Annotated in this window: 21 protein-coding genes; 4 read left to right on the top strand and 17 right to left on the bottom strand. The window is 73.5% G+C overall.

Translation table 11 applies throughout. The features are described 5' to 3' along the window. Positions 1–2: 2 nt before the first annotated feature. The 10 genes from ACFU5G_RS04175 to ACFU5G_RS04130 all read right to left on the bottom strand — a co-directional run bounded on the left by ACFU5G_RS04175 (position 3) and on the right by ACFU5G_RS04130 (position 10,031). On the bottom strand, positions 3–500 hold the full coding sequence (locus tag ACFU5G_RS04175) for an RbsD/FucU domain-containing protein (RefSeq protein ID WP_377241084.1): 498 nt from the start codon (positions 498–500) through the stop codon (positions 3–5). Beyond that, a complete protein-coding gene (locus ACFU5G_RS04170; protein ID WP_377241082.1) occupies positions 497–1,501 on the bottom strand; it encodes a ribokinase in 1,005 nt (334 codons plus the stop codon). The genes ACFU5G_RS04175 and ACFU5G_RS04170 overlap by 4 nt, the downstream gene beginning before the upstream one ends. After that, positions 1,491–2,195 carry a deoxyribose-phosphate aldolase gene (gene deoC / locus ACFU5G_RS04165; RefSeq protein WP_377241080.1) on the bottom strand — a complete coding sequence of 235 codons (705 nt, stop codon included), beginning with the start codon at positions 2,193–2,195 and terminating at the stop codon, positions 1,491–1,493. Before deoC ends, ACFU5G_RS04170 begins: the two co-directional genes overlap by 11 nt. 49 nt (positions 2,196–2,244) lie before the next feature. Further along, a complete protein-coding gene (locus ACFU5G_RS04160) occupies positions 2,245–3,087 on the bottom strand; it encodes a carbohydrate ABC transporter permease (protein ID WP_377241078.1) in 843 nt (280 codons plus the stop codon). Next, complete coding sequence (locus tag ACFU5G_RS04155; RefSeq protein WP_377229759.1) at positions 3,084–3,998, bottom strand: carbohydrate ABC transporter permease; 915 nt, start codon at positions 3,996–3,998, stop codon at positions 3,084–3,086. Before ACFU5G_RS04155 ends, ACFU5G_RS04160 begins: the two co-directional genes overlap by 4 nt. Position 3,999: 1 nt before the next feature. Then, positions 4,000–5,277: an ABC transporter substrate-binding protein gene (locus tag ACFU5G_RS04150; protein WP_377241076.1), complete on the bottom strand. Its 1,278-nt coding sequence runs from the start codon at positions 5,275–5,277 to the stop codon at positions 4,000–4,002. Between the two features lie 106 nt (positions 5,278–5,383). After that, the gene (locus tag ACFU5G_RS04145; RefSeq protein ID WP_377241074.1) at positions 5,384–6,853 is read right to left on the bottom strand and encodes a hypothetical protein; all 1,470 of its coding nucleotides are present in this window, start codon (positions 6,851–6,853) and stop codon (positions 5,384–5,386) included. Then, positions 6,850–7,848 (bottom strand): aldo/keto reductase, encoded by a 999-nt coding sequence (locus tag ACFU5G_RS04140; protein ID WP_377241072.1) that lies wholly within the window; start codon positions 7,846–7,848, stop codon positions 6,850–6,852. Before ACFU5G_RS04140 ends, ACFU5G_RS04145 begins: the two co-directional genes overlap by 4 nt. Continuing rightward, on the bottom strand, positions 7,841–8,845 hold the full coding sequence (locus ACFU5G_RS04135) for a hydroxyacid dehydrogenase (protein WP_377241070.1): 1,005 nt from the start codon (positions 8,843–8,845) through the stop codon (positions 7,841–7,843). Before ACFU5G_RS04135 ends, ACFU5G_RS04140 begins: the two co-directional genes overlap by 8 nt. A gap of 43 nt (positions 8,846–8,888) precedes the next feature. Continuing rightward, complete coding sequence (locus ACFU5G_RS04130; protein WP_377241068.1) at positions 8,889–10,031, bottom strand: mandelate racemase/muconate lactonizing enzyme family protein; 1,143 nt, start codon at positions 10,029–10,031, stop codon at positions 8,889–8,891. A 110-nt stretch (positions 10,032–10,141) separates the two neighbouring features. On the opposite strand from ACFU5G_RS04130, the gene ACFU5G_RS04125 reads away from it, so the two are divergent. Beyond that, positions 10,142–10,879: a FadR/GntR family transcriptional regulator gene (locus ACFU5G_RS04125; protein ID WP_036970616.1), complete on the top strand. Its 738-nt coding sequence runs from the start codon at positions 10,142–10,144 to the stop codon at positions 10,877–10,879. Positions 10,880–10,954: 75 nt separating this feature from the next. Here ACFU5G_RS04125 and ACFU5G_RS04120 read toward each other — a convergent pair whose 3' ends face one another. From ACFU5G_RS04120 to sigJ, 7 genes are all read right to left on the bottom strand, one after another. Continuing rightward, positions 10,955–13,582, bottom strand: coding sequence for a right-handed parallel beta-helix repeat-containing protein (locus tag ACFU5G_RS04120; protein ID WP_377241066.1), 2,628 nt, complete (start codon positions 13,580–13,582; stop codon positions 10,955–10,957). Positions 13,583–13,720: 138 nt separating this feature from the next. Next, positions 13,721–16,018 (bottom strand): collagen binding domain-containing protein, encoded by a 2,298-nt coding sequence (locus tag ACFU5G_RS04115; protein WP_377241064.1) that lies wholly within the window; start codon positions 16,016–16,018, stop codon positions 13,721–13,723. 71 nt (positions 16,019–16,089) lie between these two features. Continuing rightward, on the bottom strand, positions 16,090–17,778 hold the full coding sequence (locus ACFU5G_RS04110) for an FAD-dependent oxidoreductase (RefSeq protein ID WP_377241062.1): 1,689 nt from the start codon (positions 17,776–17,778) through the stop codon (positions 16,090–16,092). Between the two features lie 73 nt (positions 17,779–17,851). Beyond that, positions 17,852–20,761, bottom strand: coding sequence for a M4 family metallopeptidase (locus ACFU5G_RS04105; RefSeq protein WP_377241060.1), 2,910 nt, complete (start codon positions 20,759–20,761; stop codon positions 17,852–17,854). 140 nt (positions 20,762–20,901) lie between these two features. Continuing rightward, positions 20,902–21,975 carry a LuxR C-terminal-related transcriptional regulator gene (locus tag ACFU5G_RS04100; protein WP_377241058.1) on the bottom strand — a complete coding sequence of 358 codons (1,074 nt, stop codon included), beginning with the start codon at positions 21,973–21,975 and terminating at the stop codon, positions 20,902–20,904. Positions 21,976–22,070: 95 nt separating this feature from the next. Next, a complete protein-coding gene (locus tag ACFU5G_RS04095) occupies positions 22,071–23,288 on the bottom strand; it encodes an NAD(P)/FAD-dependent oxidoreductase (protein ID WP_377241056.1) in 1,218 nt (405 codons plus the stop codon). A 102-nt stretch (positions 23,289–23,390) separates the two neighbouring features. After that, positions 23,391–24,353, bottom strand: coding sequence for an RNA polymerase sigma factor SigJ (gene sigJ / locus ACFU5G_RS04090; protein WP_377241054.1), 963 nt, complete (start codon positions 24,351–24,353; stop codon positions 23,391–23,393). A gap of 128 nt (positions 24,354–24,481) precedes the next feature. On the opposite strand from sigJ, the gene ACFU5G_RS04085 reads away from it, so the two are divergent. Genes ACFU5G_RS04085 through ACFU5G_RS04075 form a run of 3 tightly spaced genes read left to right on the top strand, consistent with a single transcriptional unit; the run spans position 24,482 to position 26,091 of the window. Then, a complete protein-coding gene (locus ACFU5G_RS04085) occupies positions 24,482–25,075 on the top strand; it encodes a molybdopterin-dependent oxidoreductase (RefSeq protein WP_377241052.1) in 594 nt (197 codons plus the stop codon). Then, positions 25,072–25,833, top strand: coding sequence for an FAD-binding oxidoreductase (locus ACFU5G_RS04080; protein WP_377241050.1), 762 nt, complete (start codon positions 25,072–25,074; stop codon positions 25,831–25,833). The genes ACFU5G_RS04085 and ACFU5G_RS04080 overlap by 4 nt, the downstream gene beginning before the upstream one ends. Beyond that, positions 25,834–26,091, top strand: coding sequence for a DUF6510 family protein (locus ACFU5G_RS04075; protein ID WP_377241048.1), 258 nt, complete (start codon positions 25,834–25,836; stop codon positions 26,089–26,091). Position 26,092 lies beyond the last annotated feature (1 nt).

Raw genomic sequence — 26,092 nt, 5'->3', positions numbered from 1 at the left:
GCTCAGCCCAGGTCGGGGCGGACGGCCTCGGAGATGAGCCGGCGCCGCTCCACGTACGCGGGCAGGATCGTCACCTCGTCGTCGTCGAACCACTCGAACGGCGCCGTCGAGGCGACGAGCGCGAAGTTGGCCCAGGGCTCGAACGAGCCCGAGCGCACCACGACCTTGGCGCGCGGGGCCCACTGCTCGATGAGCACCTCGTGCGTGGTGCCGTGGAACGTGGCCCCCGAGCCGGTGAAGATGTCCTGCACCTCGCCGTACAGGCGCGGGTGGTGCGTCTTGAGCTCGGTGGCGAAGTGCGCCTCCTCGAAGAACGTGGAGTCCAGCAGCGCCCGCAGGACCGACTGCACGTCGAGCTGCCCGCGCGTCAGCGCCAGGTCGATCCGGTTGGCCCCGGCGGGGATGGGGAAGCCCGCGTCGGTGACCAGCACCACGTCGGTGTGCCCCAGCGTGGCCAGGCCCCGGGCCAGCTCCGGGTGCAGGATCCGTCCAGCTCTCATCGTCGCGCCTCCGTGCTCGTCGTCGTGCTCGTGGTCGTCGTGCTCGCGGTCGTGCGGTCGGCGGCGAGGAACGCGTCGACCGTGGCCCGGTCCTGGTAGGACGGGACGGTCTCCCAGTGCTCGCAGCACAGTGCGGCGACGGTACCGGCAAAGCCCGCGGCGGCGGGCAGGTCCCGGCCCTCGCCGAGGGCCACGGCCAGGGCCGCGTTGAAGCTGTCGCCCGCGCCGTTCGAGTCGACGACGTCGACGCGCACCGGCGGCACCTCGACGGTGCCGTCGGCGGTGACGACCAGCGCGCCGGCCTCGCCGAGCGTGATCACCACGGCGCGCGGGCCGAGGGCCAGCAGGCGGCGGCCCAGCTCGGCGGGCGGCGTGGCGTCGTCGGGCCCGAGGCCGAGGGTCGCCCTGGCCTCGTGCTCGTTCGGCGTCAGCACGTCCACGCAGGTCAGGTCAGTCCCGCGCAGGTCGACCGCGGGCGCGGGGTTCAGGATCGTGGTGACCCCGGCCGCCCGCGCCACGGTGAGCGCGTGCAGGGCGGTGGCCAGCGGGATCTCGAGCTGGGCGAGCGCGACGTGGGCGCCGCCCAGCGCCCCGGCCGCCGCGTCGACGTCGGCCGGGGAGAAGCTGTTGTTCGCCCCCGGGTCGACGACGATCACGTTGCGGCCCGCGGTGTCCTTGACGATGAAGCCGACGCCGGTCGACTCCCCCGGCGCGACCCGCAGCCCGACTGGGTCGACCCCCTCCCGCGCGAGGAGCTCGCGGAGCTCGACCCCGTACACGTCGTCGCCGACGACGCCGAGGTAGGACACCGCGGCACCCAGCCGGGCCGCCTGGACGGCCATGTCGGAGCCCTTGCCGCCGAACGTCCCGCGGAAGTCGCGGCCGATCAGGGTCTCGCCGGGCGCGGGGATGCGGTCCGCCGTCATCACCAGCGCCTTGGCGTAGCTGCCGACGACAGCGACGCGGGCCGTGCCCGCGGCGCCCCCGGGCTCAGTAGGCATCCGGGTCCCCCACGAGCCCGTCGACGATCGCCGGGCCCGAGCTGGTGCCGACCAGCTCGGCGCCGGCCTCGAACAGACTCTGCATCTTCTCCAGCGTGTTGACCTTGCCGGACACCTTGACCCGGCAGGGCGGCTCGATGTTCGCGGCGAGCAGGCGCACGTCGTGCTCGGTGGCCACCTTGCCGCCCTTGCCCCAGCCCGAGGACTGCTTGACCCAGTCCACGCCCGCCTCGTAGGCGATCCGGGTGGCCTTCACCTTGAGCTCGTCGGTCTCCAGGAACCCGAACTCCAGCATCGCCTTGACCTTGACGCCCTCGGCGTGTGCCACGGCCACGATCTCGGTGATGTCGCGGGCGTACAGGTCCTCGTCGCCGCCGATCAGCAGCCCGGGGTGCGGCGGGAAGTCGAACTCGTCGACGCCCTCGGCGACCAGGGCGCGCAGGGCGGCCAGGCGCATCGTCAGGGTGTCGTTGGCCATCGGGAAGTTCAGCGTGGAGGCCACGCGCACGCCTGTGCCGGCCAGCACGTCCTTGGCGAGCGAGACCCAGTAGGGCGCGATCATCGCGGCGTCGAACCCGTACTCGACGCAGGTCTCGACGTGCTTGACGAGGTCGGCCCGGGTCAGGTCCGGGTTGACGTTCGTGTACTGGATCGCCTGGGCGACCTGCTTGGAGTCGGTGAAGTCGACGGTCATTCGGGTCTCCTTGTGACGGGGTGGTGCGCGGGTGCGCGGGTCGGGGCGCTCAGCCCTTGACGGCGCCGGCCGAGAGGCCGCCCATGATGTGCCGCTGCATGAGTACGAAGATCAGCAGGATCGGCACCACGGCGAGCAGCAGGGTGGGGAAGACGATCTCGTAGTTGGTCGTGTAGGTGGACACCGCGGCGTACACGCCGGTGGTGATCGTCCGGAACTGCGAGCCGGGGCCGAGGATGAGCTGCGGGCTCACGAAGTCGTTCCAGGCGCTCAGCGCGTTGAGGATGAACGCGGTGGCCACGATGGGCCGCATGAGCGGGAACACGATGGTCCACAGGATGCGCTGGCGGCCCGCACCGTCGATCGCCGCGGCCTCGTCCAGCGACCTCGGCAGCATCCGGATGTACCCGCTGAAGATGAACAGCGTGAACGGGATCATCGTGGACGACATGAACAGCACCAGGCCCGGCAGGGTGCCCATCAGGCCGAGGGCCTTGAGCACGAAGATGGCCGGGACCAGGATGATCTGCGCCGGCACGAACATGCCCGCGACGAAGAAGAACAGCAGGAACCGGAACAGCGGCGTGGGCGTGCGGGCGATCGTGTACGCGGCCGGGACGGACGCCCCGATCGCCACCACGTTGCAGGCCAGCACCAGGAACAGCGTGACGGCGTAGCCCTCGACCACCGGGAAGCTCGTGTTCTGCCACGCGGCCGCGATGTGGTCGGTGGTCAGGGTGGCAAGGTCGAAGCCGAGCGGGGACAGGAGGATCTCCTGCTGCGGCTTGAACGCGTTGACCACCATGATGTACATCGGTACGAGCATGGCGGCCGAGAGCACGGCCACGACGGCGACCTGGACCGCCCGGCGGATCGGGCTGGTGCGCGTCATCCGACGGCCTCCGCTCCTTCTTCGGCGCGCCTGCGGAGCGCGATGATGGTGAACGACAGGATCCCGGCGACGACGACGAGCAGGACGGCCTGCGCGCACGCGAGGCCCACCTTGTTGTTGGCGAAGGAGACCGCGAGGATCTCGTACGCCCAGGTCTGCGTCGCGTCGCCGGGCCCGCCGTTGGTCAGGCCGAGGACCACGTCGTAGACCTTGAGCAGCGACAGGATCGACGTGACGATCGTGACCGTCACGGTCGGCGCCAGCGCCGGCCAGGTCACGTGCCGGAACACCTGCGGGCCGTTGGCGCCGTCGAGCCGCGCGGCCTCCTGGAGCTCCGGCGAGACCGCCTGCAGACCCGCCAGGTACAGGACGAGCTGCACGCCGAACTGCGCCCACACGATCACCCCGATGAGGGTCACCAGCGCCCAGTCCGGGTCGGACAGGAACGGCAGCGTGGACTGCCCGGCGTTCTCCAGCAGGTTGTTCACCGCGCCCTGGGGCCCCAGGATCGCCTGCCAGAGAAACCCCACGATCAGGGCGGACAGCACGTGCGGGTAGAACATCACGGCGCGCGCGAAGGTGTTGAACGGCGTCGTGCGGCGCAGCAGGAGCGCGAGGCCGAGGGCGGCGCCGTTCACGAGGAAGGCGCCGACCACGGCGATCACGAGCGTCACCCAGGCCGCCGGGCGCAGGTCGCCGATCGGGTCGGCGATGATCCGCGCGTAGTTCTCCCAGCCCACCCAGGTGGGCGCCTGGCTCGGGATGCCGTTGTACTGCGTGAACGAGTAGTAGACGGCGTACCCGACCGGCACCACCGTCAGCCCGGTGTAGACGGCGGCGGCCGGCAGCGTCATCAGCCCGTTCGCGAGACCGCTGAGGAGCCCTCGCCGGGTGGTCGTGGTGCGAGCCATGTCAGCCGAGCTTCTCCGCCTCGTACCAGGCGGTCAGGTCGCCGGCGACGTCGGCCGGGGAGCGACCCTGCCACAGGCCCTGGACCAGCTCGGTGAACTTCGGGTTGAACCCGGCCACCGGCAGCGCGTAGTCGCCGACGGTCTGGTTGCCGGGCACGACGTACGACGGCGCGGCGTCGGACAGCTCCTGCACCATGCCCGCGTACTCGTTGCTGCTGGGCTCCAGGCCCTCGCGGCTGAAGCTGTCCATCTCGGCCTGGGCGGCGATGGCGGCCTCGTCCGTGGTCAGGTACTCGACCAGCGCCGTGGCGCCGTCCGGGTTGGCCGTGCCCTTCCACACCATGTACGGGAAGGCCAGGGTGGCGCCCATCGGCCCGGGCGCCGCGGCGGCGTCGTCGACCGGCGGGGCGAACACGCCCACCTCGAAGTCGGGCGGCGAGGCCGCGAGCGTGGTGCTGAACCACGAGCCCATGGGGTAGACGCCCACGTCGCCCGCGATGAAGTTGGCCTCCTGCGTGCCGCTGTCGGTCGCGACGTCGTCGGCGGTCGTGTACCCGGCGTCGATCCAGTCGGTGACGTGCTCGAACACCGGCTGGAACTGGTCGCCGAGGGTGGACGAGCCGTCCGCGACGCTCTGCTGCCAGCCCGGCGTGGTGACGTTCTGCTGGGGGTGCCAGATCTCCTGGACCTGGACGCCGGTGGCCCAGTCCGAGGCGAAGGCGATGGGCGTGGCCACGTCGTTGGCGGCGAGGGCCGCCAGCGCGTCGTCGAGCTCGTCCCAGGTGGTCGGCGGCTCGGTGATGCCGGCCTCCTTGAAGAGGTCCGCGTTGTAGTACATGAGCGACTGCGCCTGCATGCCGACGCCGACGACGTTGATCGTGCCGCCCGTCGAGTACAGGTCGGCCATCGGGGTGCCGGAGGCCCAGTCGTACTCGGTCAGGTCGAGCACCTCGGGAGCCGTGTCGGGGCCGGGCACGATGGACTCGATGACGTCGGGGGCGGTACCCGCCGCGAGCAGCGACGGGAAGGACTCGGCGACCGACTGGCCGCTGGGGCCCTCGATCTTGACGTCGATCCCGCTCTCGTCCTCGAACGGCTTGACGAGCTCCTCCCACTTGGCCTGCGTGAGGTTGTCCGTGATGTTCACGAGCATGCGCACGGAGCCGTCGTCGGCCGCGTCGCCGCTGCCGCCCTCCGAGCCGCAGGCCGCGAGCGCGAGGACCGGGGTCAAACCGAGCACCACGGCGCCGCGCGCGCGGCGCAGGAACGTAGTTGACATCTTTGTCTCCCTACCTTGGGGGTCCGAGCCGTACCCGGTCTCGGGCTGGCTAGTTGTAATACATACTACATGTGCAAAGTCGCGTGCAAGGGTGCACGTGACGGGTTCACGCGTCGCGCACGTGGCCCCGGTACGGCAGCTCGCCGAGCACCGACACGTCGGTCTCGCGGGCCCCGTCGTCCAGCCGGTAGATGCCGTCGTCCGCCACGAAGAAGTGCGGCGCCTCCGGCAGCTCCAGCTCCTGCGGCAGCGGCGTCTTGTCGGTCCAGGCGAAGAACGAGCGCCCGAAGGTGTCCCGGTCCTTGCGCCCGAAGATGCTGAGGTCGCCCGCGGTCTCCGGGCTCAGGATCGCCCAGTGCGCGCCGTCCTCGACCCAGTAGGCGCGGTCGGAGAGCAGCACCGACCGCCGGTCCGGCACCGCGAACACCTCGGCCCAGAACGAGTCGTGCGTGCTCACGTGCCGCACCAGGAACATCAGGTCGTGGGCGTGCCACGCCGTGCTGGGGGCGACGTCGGCCTCGTTGTGCCAGCCCGTGGCCGACGCGAAGTAGCCGGCCGGCGTCTGGTAGCGCGCGTAGGTGGCCAGGCACGCGTCGACGAACCGGCCGAGCTCGGGGTTGCTCACCTCGGCGAGGATCTCGTCGATCCCGTAGAGGCTCAGCCCCATGCCCGCGATCAGCATGGGCGTGGTGGTGCGCAGCACCGTGTCCCCGCGGACGTACCAGTAGCGGTGGTAGCGGGTGCAGCCCCGCTCGTCCACCCACGCCGACCGCGCCACGTGCAGGCCCAGGCGGACCGCCTCGTCCAGCAGGTCGCGGCGGCCGAACCGCCGGGACCCGAGCACGAGCGGCACCATCATCAGCCCGTAGTACTCGGCCGGCTCCAGGATGCCGCCGCCCGCCCGGTCGGTGGGCTGCCGGTACGCGCCGGAGCTCTCCTCGTCGGGCACGCCGGGCGCGGCGCTGAGCCGCACCAGGGTGTCGAGGTCCTCCTCCAGCTCGGCCGCGTAGCGGTCGTCGCCGGACAGCTCCGTGTAGCGGAGCTTGGCCCAGACGCGGGCGTACTCCTGGTTCACGGTGCCCTCGGGCGTGGGCCGGCCGCCGCCGTACACGCGGCACGCCTCCAGGTTGGCCGCCACGGCGCGCAGCACCTCGGCGACCTCCGCGGGCTCCAGCAGGTGCCCGGCGTGCCGCAGCCCCTCCAGCAGCCCGATGCAGCCCGCCATGTTGTGGATGAGGCCGGCCGTGGCCGACTCCCCCACCTGGAAGCCGATGTGCTTGAACTGGCCGTCGTCCTGGACGGTGCGGGCCTGGAACAGCATCATCCGGCGCCACAGGTCCAGCCCGCGGTCGTCGGGGTGCCGGGCCAGGGCCTCGGCGAACGCCGCCGTCGCGGGCGCCGAGAACGCCTGGTGCCCGCTCGTGAAGTCGATGAACGTGGCCGGGTTGGTGCCCCACACGCTGTGGTTGTGGAAGCCCCGGATCTGGCCCTCCGCGCCCACCCAGGTGCGCATCCAGCGGGCGAGCGCGGTCACCTTCGGTGCCGTCGCGGGCCCCGCGGCGTGATGGGTGGTCATGACGTGCTCCGTCCTGTGGGTGATGAGAGGTGCGGCACCAGGCCGAGGCGGTCGAGCTCGTCCCAGAGCCCGGCCGGCACGTCGCGGGCGATCCGCTCGGCGGACGTCGTCACGTGCTCGGCGGTGCGCATGCCCATGACGACCGACGCCACGACGGGGTGTCGCAGCGCGAACCGGGCCGCCAGGTCGGGGACGGTGACGCCGTACGCCTGCGCGACGTCCGCGACGCGGTGCACCCGCGCGACGAGGTCGCCGGGCGCCTCCGCGTAGTCGAACCGCGCGCCGGGGCGCGGTCGCGGGTTCGCCAGCAGCCCCGAGTTGTAGACGGCGGCCGCGACCACGGACACCCCGCGCTCGACGGCGGCGGGCAGCAGGTCGGCCACGGCCGTGTGGTCCACGAGGGTGAACCGCCCGGCGCACATGACGACGTCGACGTCGGTCTCGCGGACGAACCGGGCGAGCATCGCCGACTGGTTCATGCCCGCGCCGACCGCCGAGACCACGCCCTGGTCGCGCAGCTCCACGAGGGCCCGGACGCCGCTCGTGGACGCCTGCTCCCAGTGGTCGTCGGGGTCGTGCAGGTAGACGACGTCGAGCCGGTCCAGCCCGAGCCGCTCCAGGCTGCCTTCCAGCGAGCGCAGCACGCCGTCGCGCGAGAAGTCCCACTCCCGCCGGTGCGCGGCCGGGACGGCGAAGCCGCCGTCGTCCGTCAGGTGCGCGCGCTCCGGCGTCGACACCAGGGCCCGCCCCACCTTGGTCGAGACGACGTACTCGTCGCGCGGGCGGCCGGCGAGCGCCGCGCCCAGCCGCCGCTCGGACAGGCCGAGGCCGTAGTGCGGGGCCGTGTCGAAGTACCGGACGCCGGCGTCCCACGCGGCGTCGACGGCGGCGCGCGCCTCCTCGTCCGTCGTCTCGCGGTAGAGGTTGCCGAGCTGGGCGGCGCCGAGGCCGAGCTCGGTCAGCCGCGTGCCGGTGCGCAGGGTGTGCTCACGCATGCGGTGCTCCCAGGTGCTCGGGGTGGGCGAACGGCAGCCCGGCGGCGTACCGCTCGGCCTCGGCCGCCACGTGGTCGCCCATGCGGTGCAGCTCGCCGCCAGCCGACCCGGCGATGTGCGGCGTGAGCACCACGTTCGGCAGGTCCCACAGCTCGCTGTCGGCGGCCGGCGGCTCGGGCTCGGTCACGTCGAGCACGACGTCGATCCGGCCGGTGCGCAGCTCGGCGAGCAGCGCGGCCTCGTCGACGACGGCGCCGCGCGCGGTGTTGATCAGCGTCGCGCCGTCGGGCAGCAGGGCCAGGACCCGCGCGTCGATCTGGCCGACCGTCTCCGGGAGCACCGGCTGGTGCAGCGACAGCACGTCGCTCCGCGCCGCGACCTCGTCCAGGGTGCCGTACCGGGCACCGAGCGCGGCCGCGCCGGCCTCGTCCAGCTCGGGGCTGTACACCAGGACGTCCAGGTCGAACGGGCGCAGCAGCTCGATCACGCGGCGCCCCACCTGGGAGGCGCCCACGACGCCGACCGTACGGCGGTAGTTGCCGAGGTCGGCCCGCTCGTCGGCGCGGTCGGGCAGCCGCCGGCTCGCGCGGTAGGACCGCTCGGCGGCCCAGGCCCGCTTGTTGGCCAGCAGGATCGCCGCGAGCGTGTACTCGGCCACGGGCACCGCGTTGACGGCGCGCGCGTTCGCGGCGACCAGGCCGCGGGCGGCGTGCGCCGCGGGGTCGTCGAGGCAGGTGCTCGCCACGCCCCCGGCGTAGACGACGGCGCGCAGCAGCGGGGCGTGCTCGACGCCGACCCGGGGCGCGCCCCAGCCCGCGAGCAGCACCTCGGCGTCGGCCAGCAGCCGGCGCGCGGCGTCCGAACCGGTCTCGGTGACCACCTGCTCGACGTCGACGTCGAGCACGGCGGTGATCCGGGCGAGGGCGTCCGGGGTGAAGATCTGGCCCACGAGGGACGGCGGCCCGAAGGCGAGGACCGCGCGGGGGCGCTGGGTCATGGGGTGGTCATCCTCCTTGGCTGGACCGGGGTGTCCCGGATGGTCAGGCACGGCGCGGGGCGAGCCGCAGGCCGGCGTCGGCGGGGCGCACGTGCGGCCCGGCGGGGGCGGACCACGCCCCCGACTCGCGCTGCGCGGCGATGAGCGCCTCGTCGACCTCGATACCCAGCCCGGGCGACCTGCCGAGAAGTATCCCGCCGTCGGTGATCTCCTGGTCCACGACCAGACCCACCGGGGCCTCGAGGTCCTGGACCTCGGTGACGAGGTGGTTCGGCACGGCCGCGGCCGCGTGCGCCACCGGGTTGGTGTCGTACGCCACCGGGCTCACGGGCAGGTCCTTGCCCAGGGCCAGCACGGACACCCGCAGGAAGTGGGTGATGCCCCAGACGCTGCCGGCCTGCACCACGCTCACGGCGTCCTGGTCGAGGAGCTGCCGGTACTGCTCCAGGCCCGTGAGGTTCTCGCCGGTGGCCACGGCGGCCTGCACGCCGGTCACGACCGCGCGGTGGCCCGGCACGTCCCAGCGCCGCACGGGCTCCTCGATCCAGGTCAGGTCCACCTGCTCCTCGACCTGGCGCGCGAGCCGGACCGCCTGGTGCCGGCCCCAGGACTCGTTCACGTCGTACATCATGGCGGGCTGGTCGGTGTTGACGCGCAGCACGTCGCGCACCGCCGCCAGCCGCTTGGCGTCGCGGTTCACGTCGAGGCCGCCCTTGACCTTGGCGCCCGTGTAGCCGCGCTCGGCCCACTGCTCGTAGAGGCCGACCAGCTCGTCGTCGCCGAGCCCGTACTCCAGGCCCGAGGCGTAGCCGCGCACGAACCGGTCGTCGGCGCCGAGCGTCTGCCACAGCGGCTCGTCCGCCATCTTGGCCTTGAGGTCCCACAGCGCCATGTCGAGGGCGCCGATGGTGCCGAACGTGGCGCCGTTGTGCCCGGACTTGAACACGAACGCGAGCATCCGGTCGTACAGCGCGGTCACGGCCCGCGGGTCCTGCCCGTCCAGGGCGGGGAACACCCGCGCGATGTCGCCGTGCGCCCCGAGGCCGACGCCGGTCAGCCCGCCGTCGGTCTCGACCAGGACGATCGGCACCTCGGTCACGCCACCGGCCACCACGCCGTTCACATCGCCCACGGGGCGACCCCAGCGGTGGATCGTCGTCAGGCTCCGGTACCCGGTGATTCGCATCGTGCTCCACATCGTCGTCGAGACAGCACGCTCGCGACGCTCCGCCAGCATGTCATTCATAACTTATGATACGAGTGACGATAGTACAACACTCGACTACCCTCGGTCTGATGAACTCGACGCCCGCGGCCGGTGCCGCAGTACCCCGCCCCCAGCGGCACCGTCCGCCGCTCGCCGCGGCTGTCGTCAAGAGCCTGGTCACGGCCATCGTGGTGGGCGACTACGCGCCCGGGTCGGCACTGCCGCCGGCCGGCGTGCTGTGCGAGCAGTACGAGGTGAGCCGCACGGTGATCCGCGAGGCCACGACCACCCTGGCCGAGAAGGGCCTCGTCGCGACGCGGCAGGGCTGGGGCACCGTGGTGCTGGACCAGGACCAGTGGAGCCTCCTGGACCCCCTGGTGCTGGACGCGCTGTTCCAGCGCGAGGACCGGCTGGTCTACCTCGACAACCTCGTCCAGGTCCGCGCCACGCTGGAGTGCGCCATGGCGGAGCGCGCGGCCGGCCTGCTGGACGCGCCGCAGCGCGCGGCCCTGACGGCCAAGGCCGAGGAGCTCGCCGGGCTGATGGACGACCCGACCGCCTACGCGGCCGCCGACGTCGAGTTCCACGAGCTGATCCACCGCGCATCGCAGGACGCGTTCGGCCGGGCGATCGTCTCGAACATCCAGGGCAAGGCCCTGCACACGCCGCAGTACAGCGGGCACCCCACGCGCGAGGACCTCGAGCTGACGCACGAGCAGCACACCCACATCCTGGCGGCGCTGCTGGCGGGCGACGCCGAGGCGGCGTCGGCCGCGATGCGCGACCACATCACGGGCAGCTGGGCCCGCCGCCGCCCGACGGAGTGACCCGACCGCCCGCCGGGCGCCGGACGTCCACCCTCTCCCGCGAGCGAGCAGGGCGAACATCCGGCACCCACCGGGTCACGGAGCGGTCTGGAGGCGGTTCCACTCCTCGACCCACGCCGGGCCGAACGCTTCCGCGACCGTCCCGGTCGTCGAGAAGGTGAGCGTCTCCTCGTCCAGGCCCGCCTCCGCCAGGGACGCCGGGCGGACGACGTTCGTGCCCACCTTGTCGCTCCACCGCGCCAGGCCGTAGGTCTCGGCCGGGGCCGAGAACGTGGCCGAGCCGGCCGCGTAGTCCCCGCCGTCGATGACGACCGAGTGGTCGAGCTCGATCCGCGCCGGGGCGTACAGCGAGTCCGCGCTGTTCCAGACCGTGGCCCGGCTGCACCCGTTGGTGGCGTCGGTCGCGTAGTCGGCGGCCGTGCAGGCCAGCCCGGTCGCGGCGACCCGCGGCACGTACCAGTCGGCGATCTCCGGGTACACGATCGGGGTGCCGTCGGAGTAGGTGTGCTCCCCGCTCGTGTAGTGGTCGTGCCAGGTCGCCACCGTCTGCGGCGTGGCGCTGTACTTCTCGCCCGGCCGCACGTCGAGGAACGTGTTGAACCGGCTCTGCACCACCCACGCGTTGGACACCGGCAGGGACTTCTCGCCCTTCTGGTGGTACATCATGTCGTGGCCGATGCGGTCGACGTCGACGAAGACGTTGTCGTTGGCCGTGTTGCTGTGCCCCGACTGGAAGAACACGCCCGAGTGCGCGCCCTGCACCACGTTGTGGTGGAACCGCATGCCCGAGGCGCCGTCGTCCATGTAGAACGCGTCGTTCGAGCCGCCGATCTTCTCGAAGTGGTTGTACGCCACCTCGTTGCCGAGGAACGTGTAGTCCCGGCCCGTGTAGACCACGCCCTGGTCACCCGCGTTCTTGACCAGGTCGTAGAAGTGGTTGTGGTTCACCTTCATGTCGTTGCCCATGATCTGGACCGCCATGTGCGGGGCGTCGTGCACGTAGTTGTGCTCGAACGTGTTGCCCACGCCGTACAGGTACCCGGCGGGCGTGTACGTCGCGAGCTTCGAGAACCGCGCGATCTCGTTGTACCGCGCCACGTTGTCGCCGCGCTCCAGGGTGGCGCGGTCGCCGCCCCCGAGCAGCACGCCGCCCCCGCCCAGGTCGTGCAGGTACGAGTTCCGCACCACGTTGCCGTGCCCGCCCTGGAAGGTCTGATAGTCGGGCATCGCCGTGATGGTGTCGGCCGGCCGCCCGATCCGGACGGCGTCCATGCTCACGTTCGAGATCTCGACGTCGTCGATCAGGGTGTCGACGGCGTCCAGGAGCTGCACGCCGCTCACGAGCGAACCGGTCATGCCGAGCCCGCGCAGGGTGACGCCGGTGGTGCCGTCCAGGCGGAAGAAGTTCTTGTCGAAGGACATCAGGGAGATGTCCTTGCCCTCGACCGAGCCGCCGTCGGGCAGGTAGTAGAGGACGTCGTGGCCGTCGTACCGGTCGATGTAGTACTCGCCGGCCGCGTCCATCTCGGACAGCACGTTGACCACCTTGACCTTGGTCCACTCGTCCTGCGGGATGTACATCGAGGGGTACTTGGCGTAGAGCCGGTCCTCGTCCCACGACAGCAGCCGGACCATGTCGTTGGCGTAGTTGTTGCCGAGGTAGCCGGACAGCCAGGCCTCGGTCTCGTAGCGCGTGCTGTCGATGTCCTCGATCCACCGCGGGTCGAGCTGCACCGGCACGTCCGAGTACTCCGCGAGGCCGCGCCCGCCCAGGTCGTCCACGACGGGCTCGGCCTGCGGGGCCCAGCGCTGGTAGCGGTCACCCTCGGCCGCGCGCCCGCCCACCGTGAAGACCGACGGCGTCATGGTGCGCATCTGCTCGGGCGTCCACGAGCCGCGCTCGTCGGGGTCGGCCAGCGTCTGCTTCTTGTCCTCGAACTGGCCGCGCGGCGTGGTCCCGCTGCGCTCCCAGGCACCCTGGGCGCCGAACCGGCCGAGCAGGTCCACGTTCATCAGGTCCTGCGGCCCGGCGGCGCCCCACTTGCTCCCGGTGCCCCACAGGTGGCACGCGGTGTCCTTGGTCTCGCAGGTGTTCCCGTTCGGGTACTCCGCGAGCGTCTGGGTGGCGCCGTCGACCACGAGCTCCGGGGCGAACGGCTGCTGCACCCAGTTGAAGCCGTTCTTGTACAGCGTGCCCGGGTCGATGCCCTGCGCCCCCAGGTCGTAGACCCAGACGCCGTCGCGCAGCTCCGGGCTGTCGAGCCGGCTGTTCGCCGCGTACTGCGGCTGCGCGAGCTCGTCGGCGCCCAGGTCGGTCAGCCGCTGCCAGCCGTCGGCGGGCAGCTCGTGCGTGCCCGTGATGGTCACCTGCTCGTCGCGGAAGGCGGCGTACGTGACCCACGAGTGCTCGGGGCCGTCGAGCGTGACCGTGTCGTCGAGCACGTACTCGCCGCCCCGCACCCAGACCGTGCCCCGGTGCTGGGCGGAGGTGCGGCCCGCGAGCGCGTCGCGGGCCGCGGTGATCGTCCGGAACGGGGCGCCCCGGGTGCCCGGGTTCGCGTCGTCGCCGTCGGACGCCGAGACGTACACCACCAGCCGTCCGTGCCCGGGGGCCGCCGGCAGCGCGGAGGCGGGTGCCCCCGCGCCGAGCGCCGCGCCCACCGTCAGAGCCAGGGTGACGGCCACCGCGCGCAGCCTCGTCACCGGATGGATCCTTCTCGTCATCGAGAGACTCCCTCGTCGTGTGTCGTGCTCCCCGTCGCCGGGACGGCAGCGCCGACCCAGCGAGGGAACATGTATGACATGTGCACACTAGAGGGAGTTCTCGGGTACCCGCAAGGCTCAGCTCCGGCGGCGTGACCCCCGGACCATCGCGACGCCCGCGACCACGAGCACACCCGCGGCCAGCGTCACCGAGCCGACGGTCGCGCCCGTCGCGGCCAGGTCGCCCGGCTCCGCCGGGTCCGGATCGGGGTCGGCAGAAGGGTCCGTGCCCGGCCCGGGGCTCGGGGCCTGCGTCGCGTTGCCGAGCACGAAGTCGAGCCCGGTCACCTCGGCGTCGGCCACCTCGAAGGTGATGCGGCTCTCGCCGTCCACGACGTACCCGTCCCCGGGGTGCACGACGGCGGTGTAGGTGCCGGCGGGCAGCCGGGTGCGCCAGGCGCCGTCGTCGTCCGCCTTGGTGGCGGCGACCGGCGTGCCGTCGGCGTCGGTGACCGTCACCCGGGTGCCGGGCACGGGCGCGCCCCCGGCGTGGGTGACCGTGCCGCCCACCGGCTGACCCTGGGGCTCGACGGGTCCGTTGACCAGGGCGAAGTCCTCCTGCAGCAGGTCCTCGCCGGCGCTGGTGATGGTGACGGACCGCTCGACGACCTCGGCCGTGTACCCCTCGGGCAGCGTGACGACGATCGTGTAGTCGCCCGGCGGCAGGTCGCCCACGAAGTACCCGCCCACGTCGTCGGTGACGAGCGTGACCGGGCCGTCCGGGCCGGTCACCGTGACGGTCGTGCCGGCCACGGGCTCCCCCGCGTCGTCGGCCACGGTGCCGCCGATCGCCCCGCGGTGCGACAGGCCGAAGTCGACGTCGGTCACGTCGTCCGCCCCGACCGTGACGTCCCGGGTGGCGGGGCCGTCGGCCCGGTAGCCGTCCGGCACGGTGACGCGCACCGTGTGGTCGCCCGCGGGCACCTCGTCGAACCGGTAGGTGCCGTCGGCGCCGGTCGTGGTGCTCACGGTCCCGCCGGGCCCCTCGCGCGTGACGACGACGCCCGCGACGGGCTCGCCGCCCACGGTCACCGTGCCGGAGAGCGACGCCGGCGCCCGGACGACGAAGTCGTTGCCGGTGCTGGCCTCCTCCTGGCCCACGCGCACCGTGACCGGGTCCGGCGCCGAGCCGACGGCGAAGCCCTCGGGCAGGTCGCTCAGCGCGAACGTGTACTCCTGCGGGCGGTCGTTCTCAGCGTCCCAGCCCACGTGGTCGATCAGGTACTCGCCCGTCGAGCTCGTCACGGCCGTGAGCGGCACGCCGCCGCCGACCGGCGTGAGGGTGACGGTCGCACCGCGCACGGGCTCGCCGTCGTCGGTCAGGACCGTGCCGCTGACGGCCACGGGGGCGACGTCGCGCGCCGCGAGGTCGACGCCGGTGGCGTCGGCGTCGCCGAGGTCCACGTCCTCGACCGTCCGCTCGCCGTACGGCACGAGCCCGTAGGGGTGGTCGTCGTCGGCCTCGGGCAGGGTGGTCAGCTCCACGGCGTACCCGTCCGCGGCCGCGTAGCCGGGAAAGGCGTACTGGCCGCTCTCGTCCGAGGTGGTCGTGGCGAGCTCGGCGCCGTCCGGGCCGAACAGCGTGAGCGTCGCGCCCGGCAGCACGCCCTGCGGGGCGCCGGCCCCGTCGACCAGGTTCACGGTCCCGGAGATGTCGCGCGCCAGCGAGGCGAACCACGTCTGGTAGACGGGGAACCCGCTGCGCTGGAAGAACTGGACGGTGAGCGACTTGATCGGCGTCGTCGGCTGGAACCAGCCGGCAGCGCCCGAGGTGTCGTTCGCGTCCGGGTTGCCGAGCAGCTCGCCGGTGGCCGGGTCCCAGGTGGGCACGTCCGCCGGGTCCCCCGTGCAGGACGGCGACCCCGCGCCCGAGCAGTAGTTGAAGCCGCCCTGGAAGCCGAGCTCCGCGCCCGCGAGCTCCCGGCCGTCCACGCCGAGCGCGGTCACGACCGCCCGGTCCGCGTCGATGTCGCCGAGCACGAACGCCCAGCCGCCGGGCGGCGTCGGGCGCTCGAAGGTGTAGGTGGTGGTCGACGGCGAGGAGGGCCGGTCGGCCTGCGGCCGCAGGTTGAGGTACTGCTGGTCGCGGCTCGACCCGTAGACCTCGCCGGGCGGGGTGGCCGCGGCGAGCCAGGAGGACGCCCCGGAGATCACGCCGACGCCGCCGCGCGAGTCGGAGGTCACCGTCGCCTCCGGGAAGCCCTTCGCCGGGAGCCGCACGCTCGTGGACCAGTCCCCGGCCGAACCGGACAACGGGTCCCATTGCGCCCAGCCGGCGGTCGTGGCCGCCGACGCCGACATCACCGGAACGACTGCGCAGACCGCGACCAGTACCGCCGCCGCGAGTGCGCCCAAGCCCCCTGGGGTGCGCTTCACGCTCGACACGTTATGAGACAACCGGTCTCACCGCGCGACGAACGATGCGTGCGCATCGGGTCCCGGACGGGTCAGGCGCCGAACTCGCGGGCCCGCAGCCGGGCCAGGTGGGCGTGCACGAGCGGCAGCACCGAGGCGCCCTCGCCGCTCGCCGAGGCGACGCGCTTCATGGAGCCGGCGCGCACGTCGCCGACCGCGAAGACGCCCGGCACCGTGGTCTCGAGGCTCGCCGGCGGCTGGCCGTCGACCCACGCATCGCGGGGCACGTCCCGGCCGGTCAGCACGAAGCCGCGCTCGTCGAGCGCCACGCCCTCGGGCAGCCAGGAGCAGTCGGGCTCGGCCCCGAGCAGGCAGAACAGGCCGTCGGCGGAGGTCTTGGCCGACTCGCCCGTGTCCAGGTCCTCCAGCCGCAGCCACTGCAGCCAGCCCTCCCCGCCGCCGTCGGCCACGACGGTCCGGGTGCGCACCTGGATGGTGGGGGTCGCCTCGATCTCGCGGACCAGGTAGTCCGACATGGTCTCGGCGAGGCTCGCGCGGCGCACCAGGATGGTCACCGCGCCCGCGAACTTGGCGAGGTGCACGGCGGCCTGCCCCGCGGAGTTCCCGCCGCCGACCACGAACACGTCGCGGTCCTGCATCTCGCGCGCCATCGAGGTAGCGGCGCCGTAGTACACGCCGGCGCCCACGAGGTCCTCGACGCTCGGCACGCCGAGCCGCCGGTAGGTCACGCCCGTGGCGAGCACCACGGTGCGGGCGCAGAGCTGCGCGCCGCGGACGTGCACGTGCTGGTGCTCGGGCTCGTTCGGCGGGCCGGGCTCGATCCGGACCGTGGAGCGCCCCGTGAAGAACCGCGCGCCGAACCGGCTGGCCTGGATGCGGGACCGCTGCGCGAGCCGCATGCCCGAGATCCCGCGCGGGAACCCGAGGTAGTTGCGGATCATCGAGCTCGACCCGGCCTGGCCGCCGATCGCGTCGCGTTCCAGCACCACCGTGGCCAGCCCCTCGGACGCCGCGTACACCGCGGTGGCCAGGCCCGCGGGCCCGGCGCCGACGATGGCGACGTCCGCGATCACGCCCTCGGGGATCGAGTCGAACCCGCCGTAGATCGCCTCGGTCACGGCGGCCGGGGTCGCCGCGGACAGCGCCTGGCCGCGGAACGTGCTGACCACGGGCAGCTCGGCGCCGGGGCCGGCGGCCTCCAGGATCGCCTGCGCGTCGTCGTCGTCCGGCTCGAGGGAGCGGTAGGGAAACCCGAGGCGCTCCAGCAGGTCCCGGATCGCCGCGGCGTTCCGGTCTCCCGGCCCCGCCACCAGGTCCGTCACCGTGACGACGGGGCGGCCGACCGACCAGCCCCACTCCGAGAGCAGCTCGATCAGCGCGGTGTGGAACTCCTCGTCGCGCGGCCCACGCGGGAGGATGACGTACGTGTCCAGCTCGCGGCGCGTCATCGCCTCGCGCAGCTCGTCCAGGCTGTCGTTGAAGTACTCGAACGGGACGAGCGAGACCCGCCGGGAGGTCGCGACGACGGCGGGCACCTGGTGCAGCAGCTCGATCGCCGTGCCGTCGGGCAGGTGGTGCTCGGCGGCGACCATCGCGACCTGCGCGCCCTCACCGACGAGCTCCCGTGCCCGGTCGAGGCACGCGGCCACGCCGCCGGTCAGCTCGATCCGGTAGTCGCGGTCATACCGGGCGCGAAACTCCTGCTCGACGACGTCGGCGTGCTCGCCGCCTGCCAGCAGGATGACTGGCCTGTCGTCCATGGCGCCCAGCGTAGACGCTGACCGGCCCGGCGAACGCCGGACCGGTCAGCACCCTGTCGGTCAGCCCGTCAGGTCAGCAGCGCTTCGCGCCCGAGGCGACCGCCAGCCCGGTGACCGACGTCGCCGTGGACTTGAAGACCACGGTGCGGCCCTCGCCCGCCTCGGCGAACATCTGGGCGCCCGGGCTGCACGAGGCCTCCCCGAGGTAGCGGCCGTCGAGCGTGTACTGCTTCAGGCGCGGCATGAGCGCGTCCGTGGGCATCGTGGCCGACTGCCACGCCTCCTTCGAGGCGTCCTCGGTGACCGTCAGCGTCGTGTCGGACGCCGTGAGCACCCAGGCACGCTTGGCCGTGGACCCGGTCTCGTCGAACAGGATCTCGCCCTCCCGCGTGGCGAACGAGTACGCCCGCACCGAGTTGTTCCACGCGCCCTGCTCGGTGTACCCCGGGTCGCGGTCCGCCACCCAGTAGGCGCCCTTGCCGGTCAGCGCCGGGTAGCTCACGGTCTCCGCGCCGTTGTCCAGGCCGGCCAGGACGGTTCGGCCGGTGCGGGTGTCGAACACCTCGACGCCGAGCGCCCAGTCCCAGCTGCCGTCCTCGTGCTGGAACACCTCGTAGCGCACGTAGGCGATGCGGCCGCCCTTGACGGTCGGCGCGGTCGCCGGGCCCACCCAGTCGTGCTCCACGGTGTGGACCGTGGCGGACCGGCCCTTGAGGTAGTGCACCTCGTCGATCCAGGTCTCGGCGTCCCACTCCGACCAGGAGACGACGTCGCCGTCCATGCCGAGCCCGGTCACGCGGCCCGCCGTGGTGTACAGGGTCGTGGCCCGGCCGCCGGCCAGCGGAGCGGACATGATCCGGAAGTCCGTGTAGTCGGCCGCCATGGACAGCCACACCACCCGCTTGCCGTCGGTCTGGGCGAAGCTGTTGACCCGCCCGTCGGCCGCGGAGACCCGCCGCGGCTCGCCGCGGCCGTCCGTACGGCCCGCCCAGATCGACGTCGGCTCCGTGCCGTCGGCGCTGGACCGCGCCACGGCCCACCAGTCGCCGCCGGTCGACGGCTGCATGTCGGTGTACAGCCCGGTGTCCAGCCGCTCGACGAGCAGCTTCGTGCCCTTGCCGGGCAGGCTCTTCTCCCAGGCCTCGGTGACGCCGCGCGAGTCGAACGCCCGCTCGACGACCTTGAGCTGCTTGCCCTTCAGGCCGTACGACTTCGCCGCGGCGATCACGGCGTCCCGGGCGTCCACGAAGTCGGACAGCGGCGTGAGGTACTCGGTCAGCGCCCGGTAGACGATCTTGTCGGCCTGCTCGCCGCCCAGCGCCTCGCGGACGTCCCACAGCGCGCCGGAGACGATCGTCGAGTTCAGGTGCACGCCGCCATAGTCGAAGCGCGCGTCGGTGTCGATGAGGTGGTTGAAGTCCGCCGTCGTCATGCCGTCGTCGAGGTCGCGCAGGGCGCAGTCGACGGGGGCCGTGGTGCGGCACAGGTCGCCGCCCAGCAGGCTCGCCTCCGGGTCGCTCATCGGGATCCCGGACACATCGACGTCGATCGCGTTGCCGAAGTAGTCGGCGATCGCCTCGTTCAGCGCGCCCTGCTGCCCGCTGTAGAGGAAGCCGGCGGTGTGCTCCACCACGCCGTGCGTCATCTCGTGGCCCACCACGTCGAGGTCGGCCGCGAGCGAGCGGTACTCGGAGTCGCCCGTGCCGTAGACCATCTTGGTGCCGTCCCAGAAGGCGTTCACGAACGGGTTGCCGCCGTAGGTGATGCCGACGAACGAGTCGAGCGCCATGCCGGCGTCGTCCAGGCTGTCGCGCCCGTGCTCCACCTGGTAGTACTCGAAGACCTTGCCCGCCGCCCAGTGCGCGTCGACCGCGCCGATGTCGGTGAGGTCGGCGCCCAGCGTGCTCGACGACGACTCGAACGGGGCGATGCCCTCGGGCCACTGGCCCGCCGTGTCGTAGTAGTCGTTGCGCGTGGCGTCCCAGGTGGTGATCGGGACGGTCCGGCCGTCGGCGAGCGCGTGCGTCAGGTCCGCCGTGAGGTACGTCCCCGTGGCGTCGACCCGCTGCAGCGGCACGTCCACCGTGGTGCCGTCCGCCTTGGTGCCCGTTCCGGTCACCGGCGTCACGCCGTTGCCCGACGGCGGCGGCTCGGTCGCGGTGGACCCGCCCGCCGTTGCCGTCTCCTGCTCGGCCCGCAGGGCCGCGACCTGCTGCGGCGCGGCCAGCGTGCGCACCCGGCTGGAGCTGAGCAGCACGGCGCCCGTGGCGGCGTCGACGTACACGTCGGTGAGCACGGGCTCGCCCGTGACCGGCGCGGTGCCGCGCACCAGGACGTGCCGGGCCAGGATGCCGGCGCCCGACGGGACGATCGCGAGGCCCTGGTCCGTGCCGGTCAGGTCGGGTGCTCCCGCCGTCGGCGACGAGCCGGGCCGCTCCCCGCCCGCGACGACGGCGGCGCCGCCGGTCAGGCTCTTGCCGAGGCCGTCGACCGCGCGCTCGACGGCCGTGGCCGCGGGCAGGGCCGGAGCCGTCGTGTCGACGTCGAGCTCGGTGAAGTACGAGCCCGAGGTGCCCGTGACCGTGCGCTCGCCGCCCTGCTTCTCCATGCGGACCACGTACTGGCCGCCGAGCACGGGCAGCTTCTTGTACCGCTGGTCCAGCCGGACGGTCTCGCGGGTGCCCTCGCGCTGCACGTCGGCGGTCACGAGCGTGGAGTCGGGGTCGGCGATCCGGTAGCGCGACCGGTGGCCCTCGAGGTGGGTTCGCGCGGCAGCGGCCGGGGCGAGCGCGGCGTCGACGGGCTCGTCGAGGCCGTCGACCAGCGCGGGGGTCTCGGTGTCCGGCACCGGGGCGGTCGCCGTGGCGCCCGGCACCGCGGCCGGTACCGCGGCCGGGGCTGCCTGGGCGGCGGGGACCGCGGTCCCGAGGAGGGCGGCCGCCGCCAGCACGGCGACCGCGCGGTGGGGTCTCTGGATACGCATGGGCTTCTCCTACGACCCTCGCGGGCCGGAACTGAACTGCTGGGCCGGCCGCACCCTCGCGCCCGTCGGACGTGACAACTGTGCTGATCGGCGACATGTCCGACAAGGAGAAGATTGCGCACCTGCGCAGATGAGCAGGGCTACGCGTGCGTGCGCCCGAGCAGCCCCTGCTCCGCGGCGAAGAGCCCGATCTGGAACCGGGTGCGCGCACCCAGCCGCTCCGCGAGCGCCGTGACCTCCGCCTGGACGGTGCGCCGGCTGATGTCGAGCGTGCGGGCGATCGCCTCGTCGGTGAGGCCGCCCGCCATCAGGTCGAGGATGGACCGGGTGCGCTGCTCCAGCCGCACGCGCGGCACGGCCACGGCCGCCGCCGCGGCGTCGGGCGGAATTTCGGAGGCGGCGTCGGGGGCTGTGCCGGGCGACCCCCACATGGACTGGGGCACCGCCGCGTCCCAGACCCGTTCGAACAGGTCCGTCAGGGCTCCCACGAGCGCCGGGGCGTAGACCACGAGCGAGGCGCTGCCCGCGTCGTCCCCCGCCGCGGGGAGCATCGCGACCTTCTGGTCGACGACGACCAGCTTGAGCGGGACCTGGGGCGAGAGGCGCAGGCCGGCGCCAGTAGCCCGGCCGCCGAGCGCGGTCTCGAGCGAGACCGGGTCGGTGAACGTGGCGCTCTCGTAGACGCTGCGCAGCTCGACGGTGGGGCTCATCGCGGGCCGCTCCACCTCGCCGAGCAGCTCGGGGGTGGGCTGGAGGTAGGGCGGCCGGGCCAGGTGCAGCACCTCGTGCGTGGCGGTCTCCATGAGGTGCCAGTACAGGGCGCCGACCTCCTGGGCCCCCACGACGACGTCCACGAGCGCGGTGTCGCCCGCCTGGCCGGTGGCCTCCTGGTAGGCCTTCTCGAGGTGGTCGGCGTGCAGCTCCCAGACGGCGATCTCCAGCCGGCGCCGCGCCAGCAGGGTGGTGAGCACCGAGCGCGGGGGCAGCGCCGTCCAGCGCGCGCCCGCCTCCTCGCCCGGGGCCGTCGGCACCCGCACGGCGAGCCCGTCCCGCTCCAGCACGGCCAGCGCGTCCCGCACCTCCGCGGGGCCGAGGCCCACCGCCTCGGCGAGCCCGGCCTCGTCCGCGGCGCCCTGCCCCACGAGGTGGTCGAGCACGCGGACGGCGGGTGGCGTGGCGACGCCGAGCGACCGGCGCACGTCGTCCGAGATCATGGCTTGCCTCCCTGGCACAGGTGATCGCGCCAAGTCACCCTTGCCTCGGCGGCGGGCGGACGCCGTCGGCCCACCCGCTCGTGTGTCGGGAGACCCTAACCCCTCATCGCGGGCGCATCAGCCGAATTCACCCGCTCGCCACCGGCCGGGGCGGACGCCGTCAGTCGACGCCGGCGCACGGGGTACTGGATCGGGTGCGCGACCGTCCAGGCGGCTCCGGCGCAGACCATCTCCTTGTACCGGGCCGCGAGCCGGCCGCCCGGGGCCGCGGGGCGCGCCTGGTCGTCGGCCGTGACGAACTGGATGATCGCGTCGCGGCGGCCCAGGCTGATGCACTGGTGCACGTAGGCCAGCGGCATGCGCGGGAGGCGTCCGCCGGTCAGGCGTGCCGCGACGGAGTCGGCCGCCTGCCAGGCCATCGGGATGCCGGAGGCGCACGACATGCGCAGCGGGTTGCCCAGGGGGCCGTCGGCCTGCGCGGCGTCGCCCACGGCGTAGACGTCCGGGTGGGAGACCGAGCGCATGGTCGCGTCCACGGCGATCCGGCCGCGGTCGGTGAGCTCCAGGGCCGTCGCGGCGGCGATCGGGTGGGCGGCGAACCCGGTGGTCCACACGGCGACGTCCGCCGGGACGGTGGCTCCGTCCGTGGTCACGACGGCGGTGGCGGTGACCCGTGCGACGTCGGTCTGCTCGTGCACCGTGACGCCGAGCCGGTCGAGCACCCCGCGCAGGTGCCGCCGCCCGGCGTCGGACAGCCAGGCGCCCAGGCCACCGCGGACGGCGAGGGCGACGTCCAGGTCGGGGCGGGTCTCCGCGATCTCGGTGACCGCCTCGATGCCGGTCAGCCCGCCGCCGACCACCACGACGCGGCCGCCGGGCGCGAGCGCGGCCAGCCGGTCGCGCAGGCGGAGCGCGCCGGGGCGGCCGGCGACCTCGTGGGCGTGCTCGGCGACGCCGGGCACCTGGTGGTCGTCGAGCGAGCTGCCCAGGGCGTAGACGAGCGTGTCGTAGGCCAGCTCGGCCTCGGGCGCGCCGGGCGCGCCCGCGAGGGCGACCGTCCGGCGGTCGACGTCGACGCCGGTCACGCGGGCGACCCGCAGGGTCACCCCGGTGCCGGCGAGCAGGTCGGTGAGCGGGCGGGCCGGCAGGTCCTGCCCGGCGGCGAGCTGGTGCAGGCGGACGCGCTCGACGAAGTCGGGCTCGGCGTTGACCAGGGTGAGCTCGACGTCGTCGCGGTGCAGCCGGCGGGCCAGGCGGCCGGCGGCGGAGGCTCCGGCGTACCCGGCTCCGAGAATGACGATGCGGTGCTTCATGATCCGTCGGCTCCTGTCGTTCGGGACGGTGGTGCCTCCTGAACCGGACGGCGGCCCGAACCCTGACAGATCGCACCTGTGACGCCGGTCACAGGTTTGCGGTCACCAGCCCTTGATCAGGGGCTCCCCGTGCTCCGCGGCGGCCCACTGCCGGCCGGCCCGGCCGAGCTTGTCCGGGTTGACCTGGCTGAGGACGGCCGTGATCCCGGCCGCGGTCGCCTCCAGCGTCATCACGCCGACCAGCCGGTCGCCGACCACGACGACCAGCGCCGGGAGGCCGTTGGCGGTCCACGCGTAGAAGTCGGGGCTGCCGCCCAGGGCGGCCCGCTTGGCCTCGGCCGGCCGGAACAGGCCGCGCAGGAACTTGGCCACGGCCTGGGCCCCGAGCACCGACCTCGCGCGCGCCGGGACCTTGCCGCCGCCGTCGCCCACGCCCACGACGTCGGCGGTGAGCAGCCGGACCAGGGGTTCGAGCTGCCCGCTGGTGGCCGCCGCCAGGAACTCCTCGACGACCGGCCGGGCCGCCGCGGCGTCCACCGCCGCGCGGGTGCGCTCCGCGGCCAGGTGCTGCCGGGCCCGGTGGAACACCTGCTGGCTGCCCGCCTCGGTGAGGTCGAGCAGGTCGGCGATCTCGGCGTGCGAGAACGCGAACGCCTCGCGCAGCACGTAGACCGCCCGCTCGGTGGGCGTGAGCCGCTCCATCAGCACGAGCATCGCCGTGGACACGGAGTCCCGCTGCTCCGCCGTGTCGGCCGGGCCGAGCATCGGGTCGCCGCCCAGCACGGGCTCGGGCAGCCACTCGCCCACGTAGACCTCGCGGCGAGCCCGAGCGGACCTCAGCTGGGTGAGGCACAGGTTGGTCAGCACCCGGGTCAGCCAGGCCTCCGGCACGCGGATCTGCGCGCGGTCGGCCGCCTCCCACCGCAGGAACGTCTCCTGGGTGGCGTCCTCGGCCTCCGACGCCGAGCCGAGCAGCCGGTACGCGATGGCCTCCAGCCGTCCGCGCAGGCCCTCGAAGAGCTCCACCTCGTCCTGCCGCAGCGGCTCACCGGGCGCACCAGTCATGGCGCGACCCTACTGCGCGAACTCACCCGCTGGTACGGGCCGGTTCGCGCGCCACGGGGGCGGCACCGGCAATACGCTGAACCCACCGTCGGGCCGGGTCCGGTCCGGTCGCCGGGAGGAGAGTGCGCATGTCCTTCGTCACCCGTGGTTTCTCCGGTCGCAGACGTGAGGCGGACCCGCGCCTGCCACCCGGCCAGACGCTGGTCCAGGACTGGCCGGTGCTCAGCGCCGGGCCCACCCCGCGCGTCGAAACCGACGACTGGGAGTTCACGATCCGCGACGAGACCGGCGCCGACCACCGGTGGAGCTGGGACGAGCTGCTCGCGCTCGGGGTCGAGGACGTCACCGTCGACATCCACTGCGTGACCCACTGGTCCAAGCTCGACATGGCCTGGCGCGGGGTCAGTCTCGACAAGGTGTTCGAGAACGTGGAGTCGGAGCACGAGTACGTCATGGCGCACTCCTACGGCGGCTACACCACCAACGTGCCGCTGGAGGACCTGCTGGACGGCAAGGCCTGGATCGCCACCGAGGCCGAGGGCGAGCCGCTCGACCCCGAGCACGGCGGCCCGGCCCGGCTGCTCGTGCCGCACCTGTACTTCTGGAAGAGCGCAAAGTGGCTCCGGGGCCTGACGATGATGCCTGACAACGACCCGGGCTTCTGGGAGCAGTACGGCTACCACCTCTACGGCGACCCGTGGAAGGAGGAGCGGTACTGGTGAGCGCGCAGCCCGCGGACGTCGCGAGCCCGCCCCGGCCGCGCGTCTCCTGGCACACCGGGACCGTGGTCGAGACGCGCCGCGAGACGCCGTCCGCCGTCCGGATCACGCTGGACGTGCCCACGTGGCCGGAGAGCCCGGCGGGCGCGCACCTCGACGTGCGGCTCACTGCCCCGGACGGCTACCAGGCGAGCCGCTCGTACTCCGTCGCCTCGGCCGCGCCCTCCGGCGAGGTGGTCCTCGCGGTCGACGAGGTGCCCGACGGCGAGGTCTCCCCCTTCCTGGTGCACGACCTGCGGCCCGGCGACCAGGTCGAGCTGCACGGCCCGCTCGGCGCGTTCTTCGTCTGGCGGCCCGGGCAGAGCACCCGCCCGGTGCAGCTCGTCGCGGGCGGCTCCGGCGTCGTGCCGCTGTACGCCATGGCCGCCGCGCACGGCGCCGCCGCCGACACCGTGCCCTTCCGGCTGCTGTACTCGGCCCGCACGCCCGCCGACGTCTTCTTCGCCGACGAGCTCGCCGCGCTCGCCGGGCCGGACCTCGGGCTCGACCTGGTCTACACGCGGGCGGCGCCGGACGGCTGGCCGGACCCGGTGGGCCGACTCACGCGGGAGACCCTCGCCGCGCGCACCGTCCCTGCGGAGCAGCGCCCGCACGTCTACGTCTGCGGCTCGACGGTCTTCGTCGAGACGGTCGCCCGCTGGCTGCAGGACCTGGGCCACGCCGCGGCGGACATCCACACCGAGCGCTTCGGAGGTCTTTAGATGACACACCACCTCGACGGCAACGTGCTGGCCGGAGCGCTCTCCGAGGTGTTCCGGGCCGACGTGACGGCCGCCCGCGGCCGCTGCGGCGGCTGCGGGCACATGGCCGTCCTCGGCGAGGCCGTGGTCTACACCGACGCGCCCGGGCTCGTGGCCCGCTGCGCCGGGTGCGACCAGGTGCTCGCGACGGTCGTCGACGCGGGCGACCGCGTGATCCTGAGCCTCGCCGGCCTGAGCGCGGTCGAGCTGCGGCGCTGAC

The organism is Promicromonospora sp. NPDC057488 (genome assembly GCF_042802395.1).
In the GTDB taxonomy this organism is placed as follows: Bacteria; Actinomycetota; Actinomycetes; order Actinomycetales; family Cellulomonadaceae; genus Promicromonospora.
This window is presented reverse-complemented; position numbering and strand designations above follow the sequence as displayed.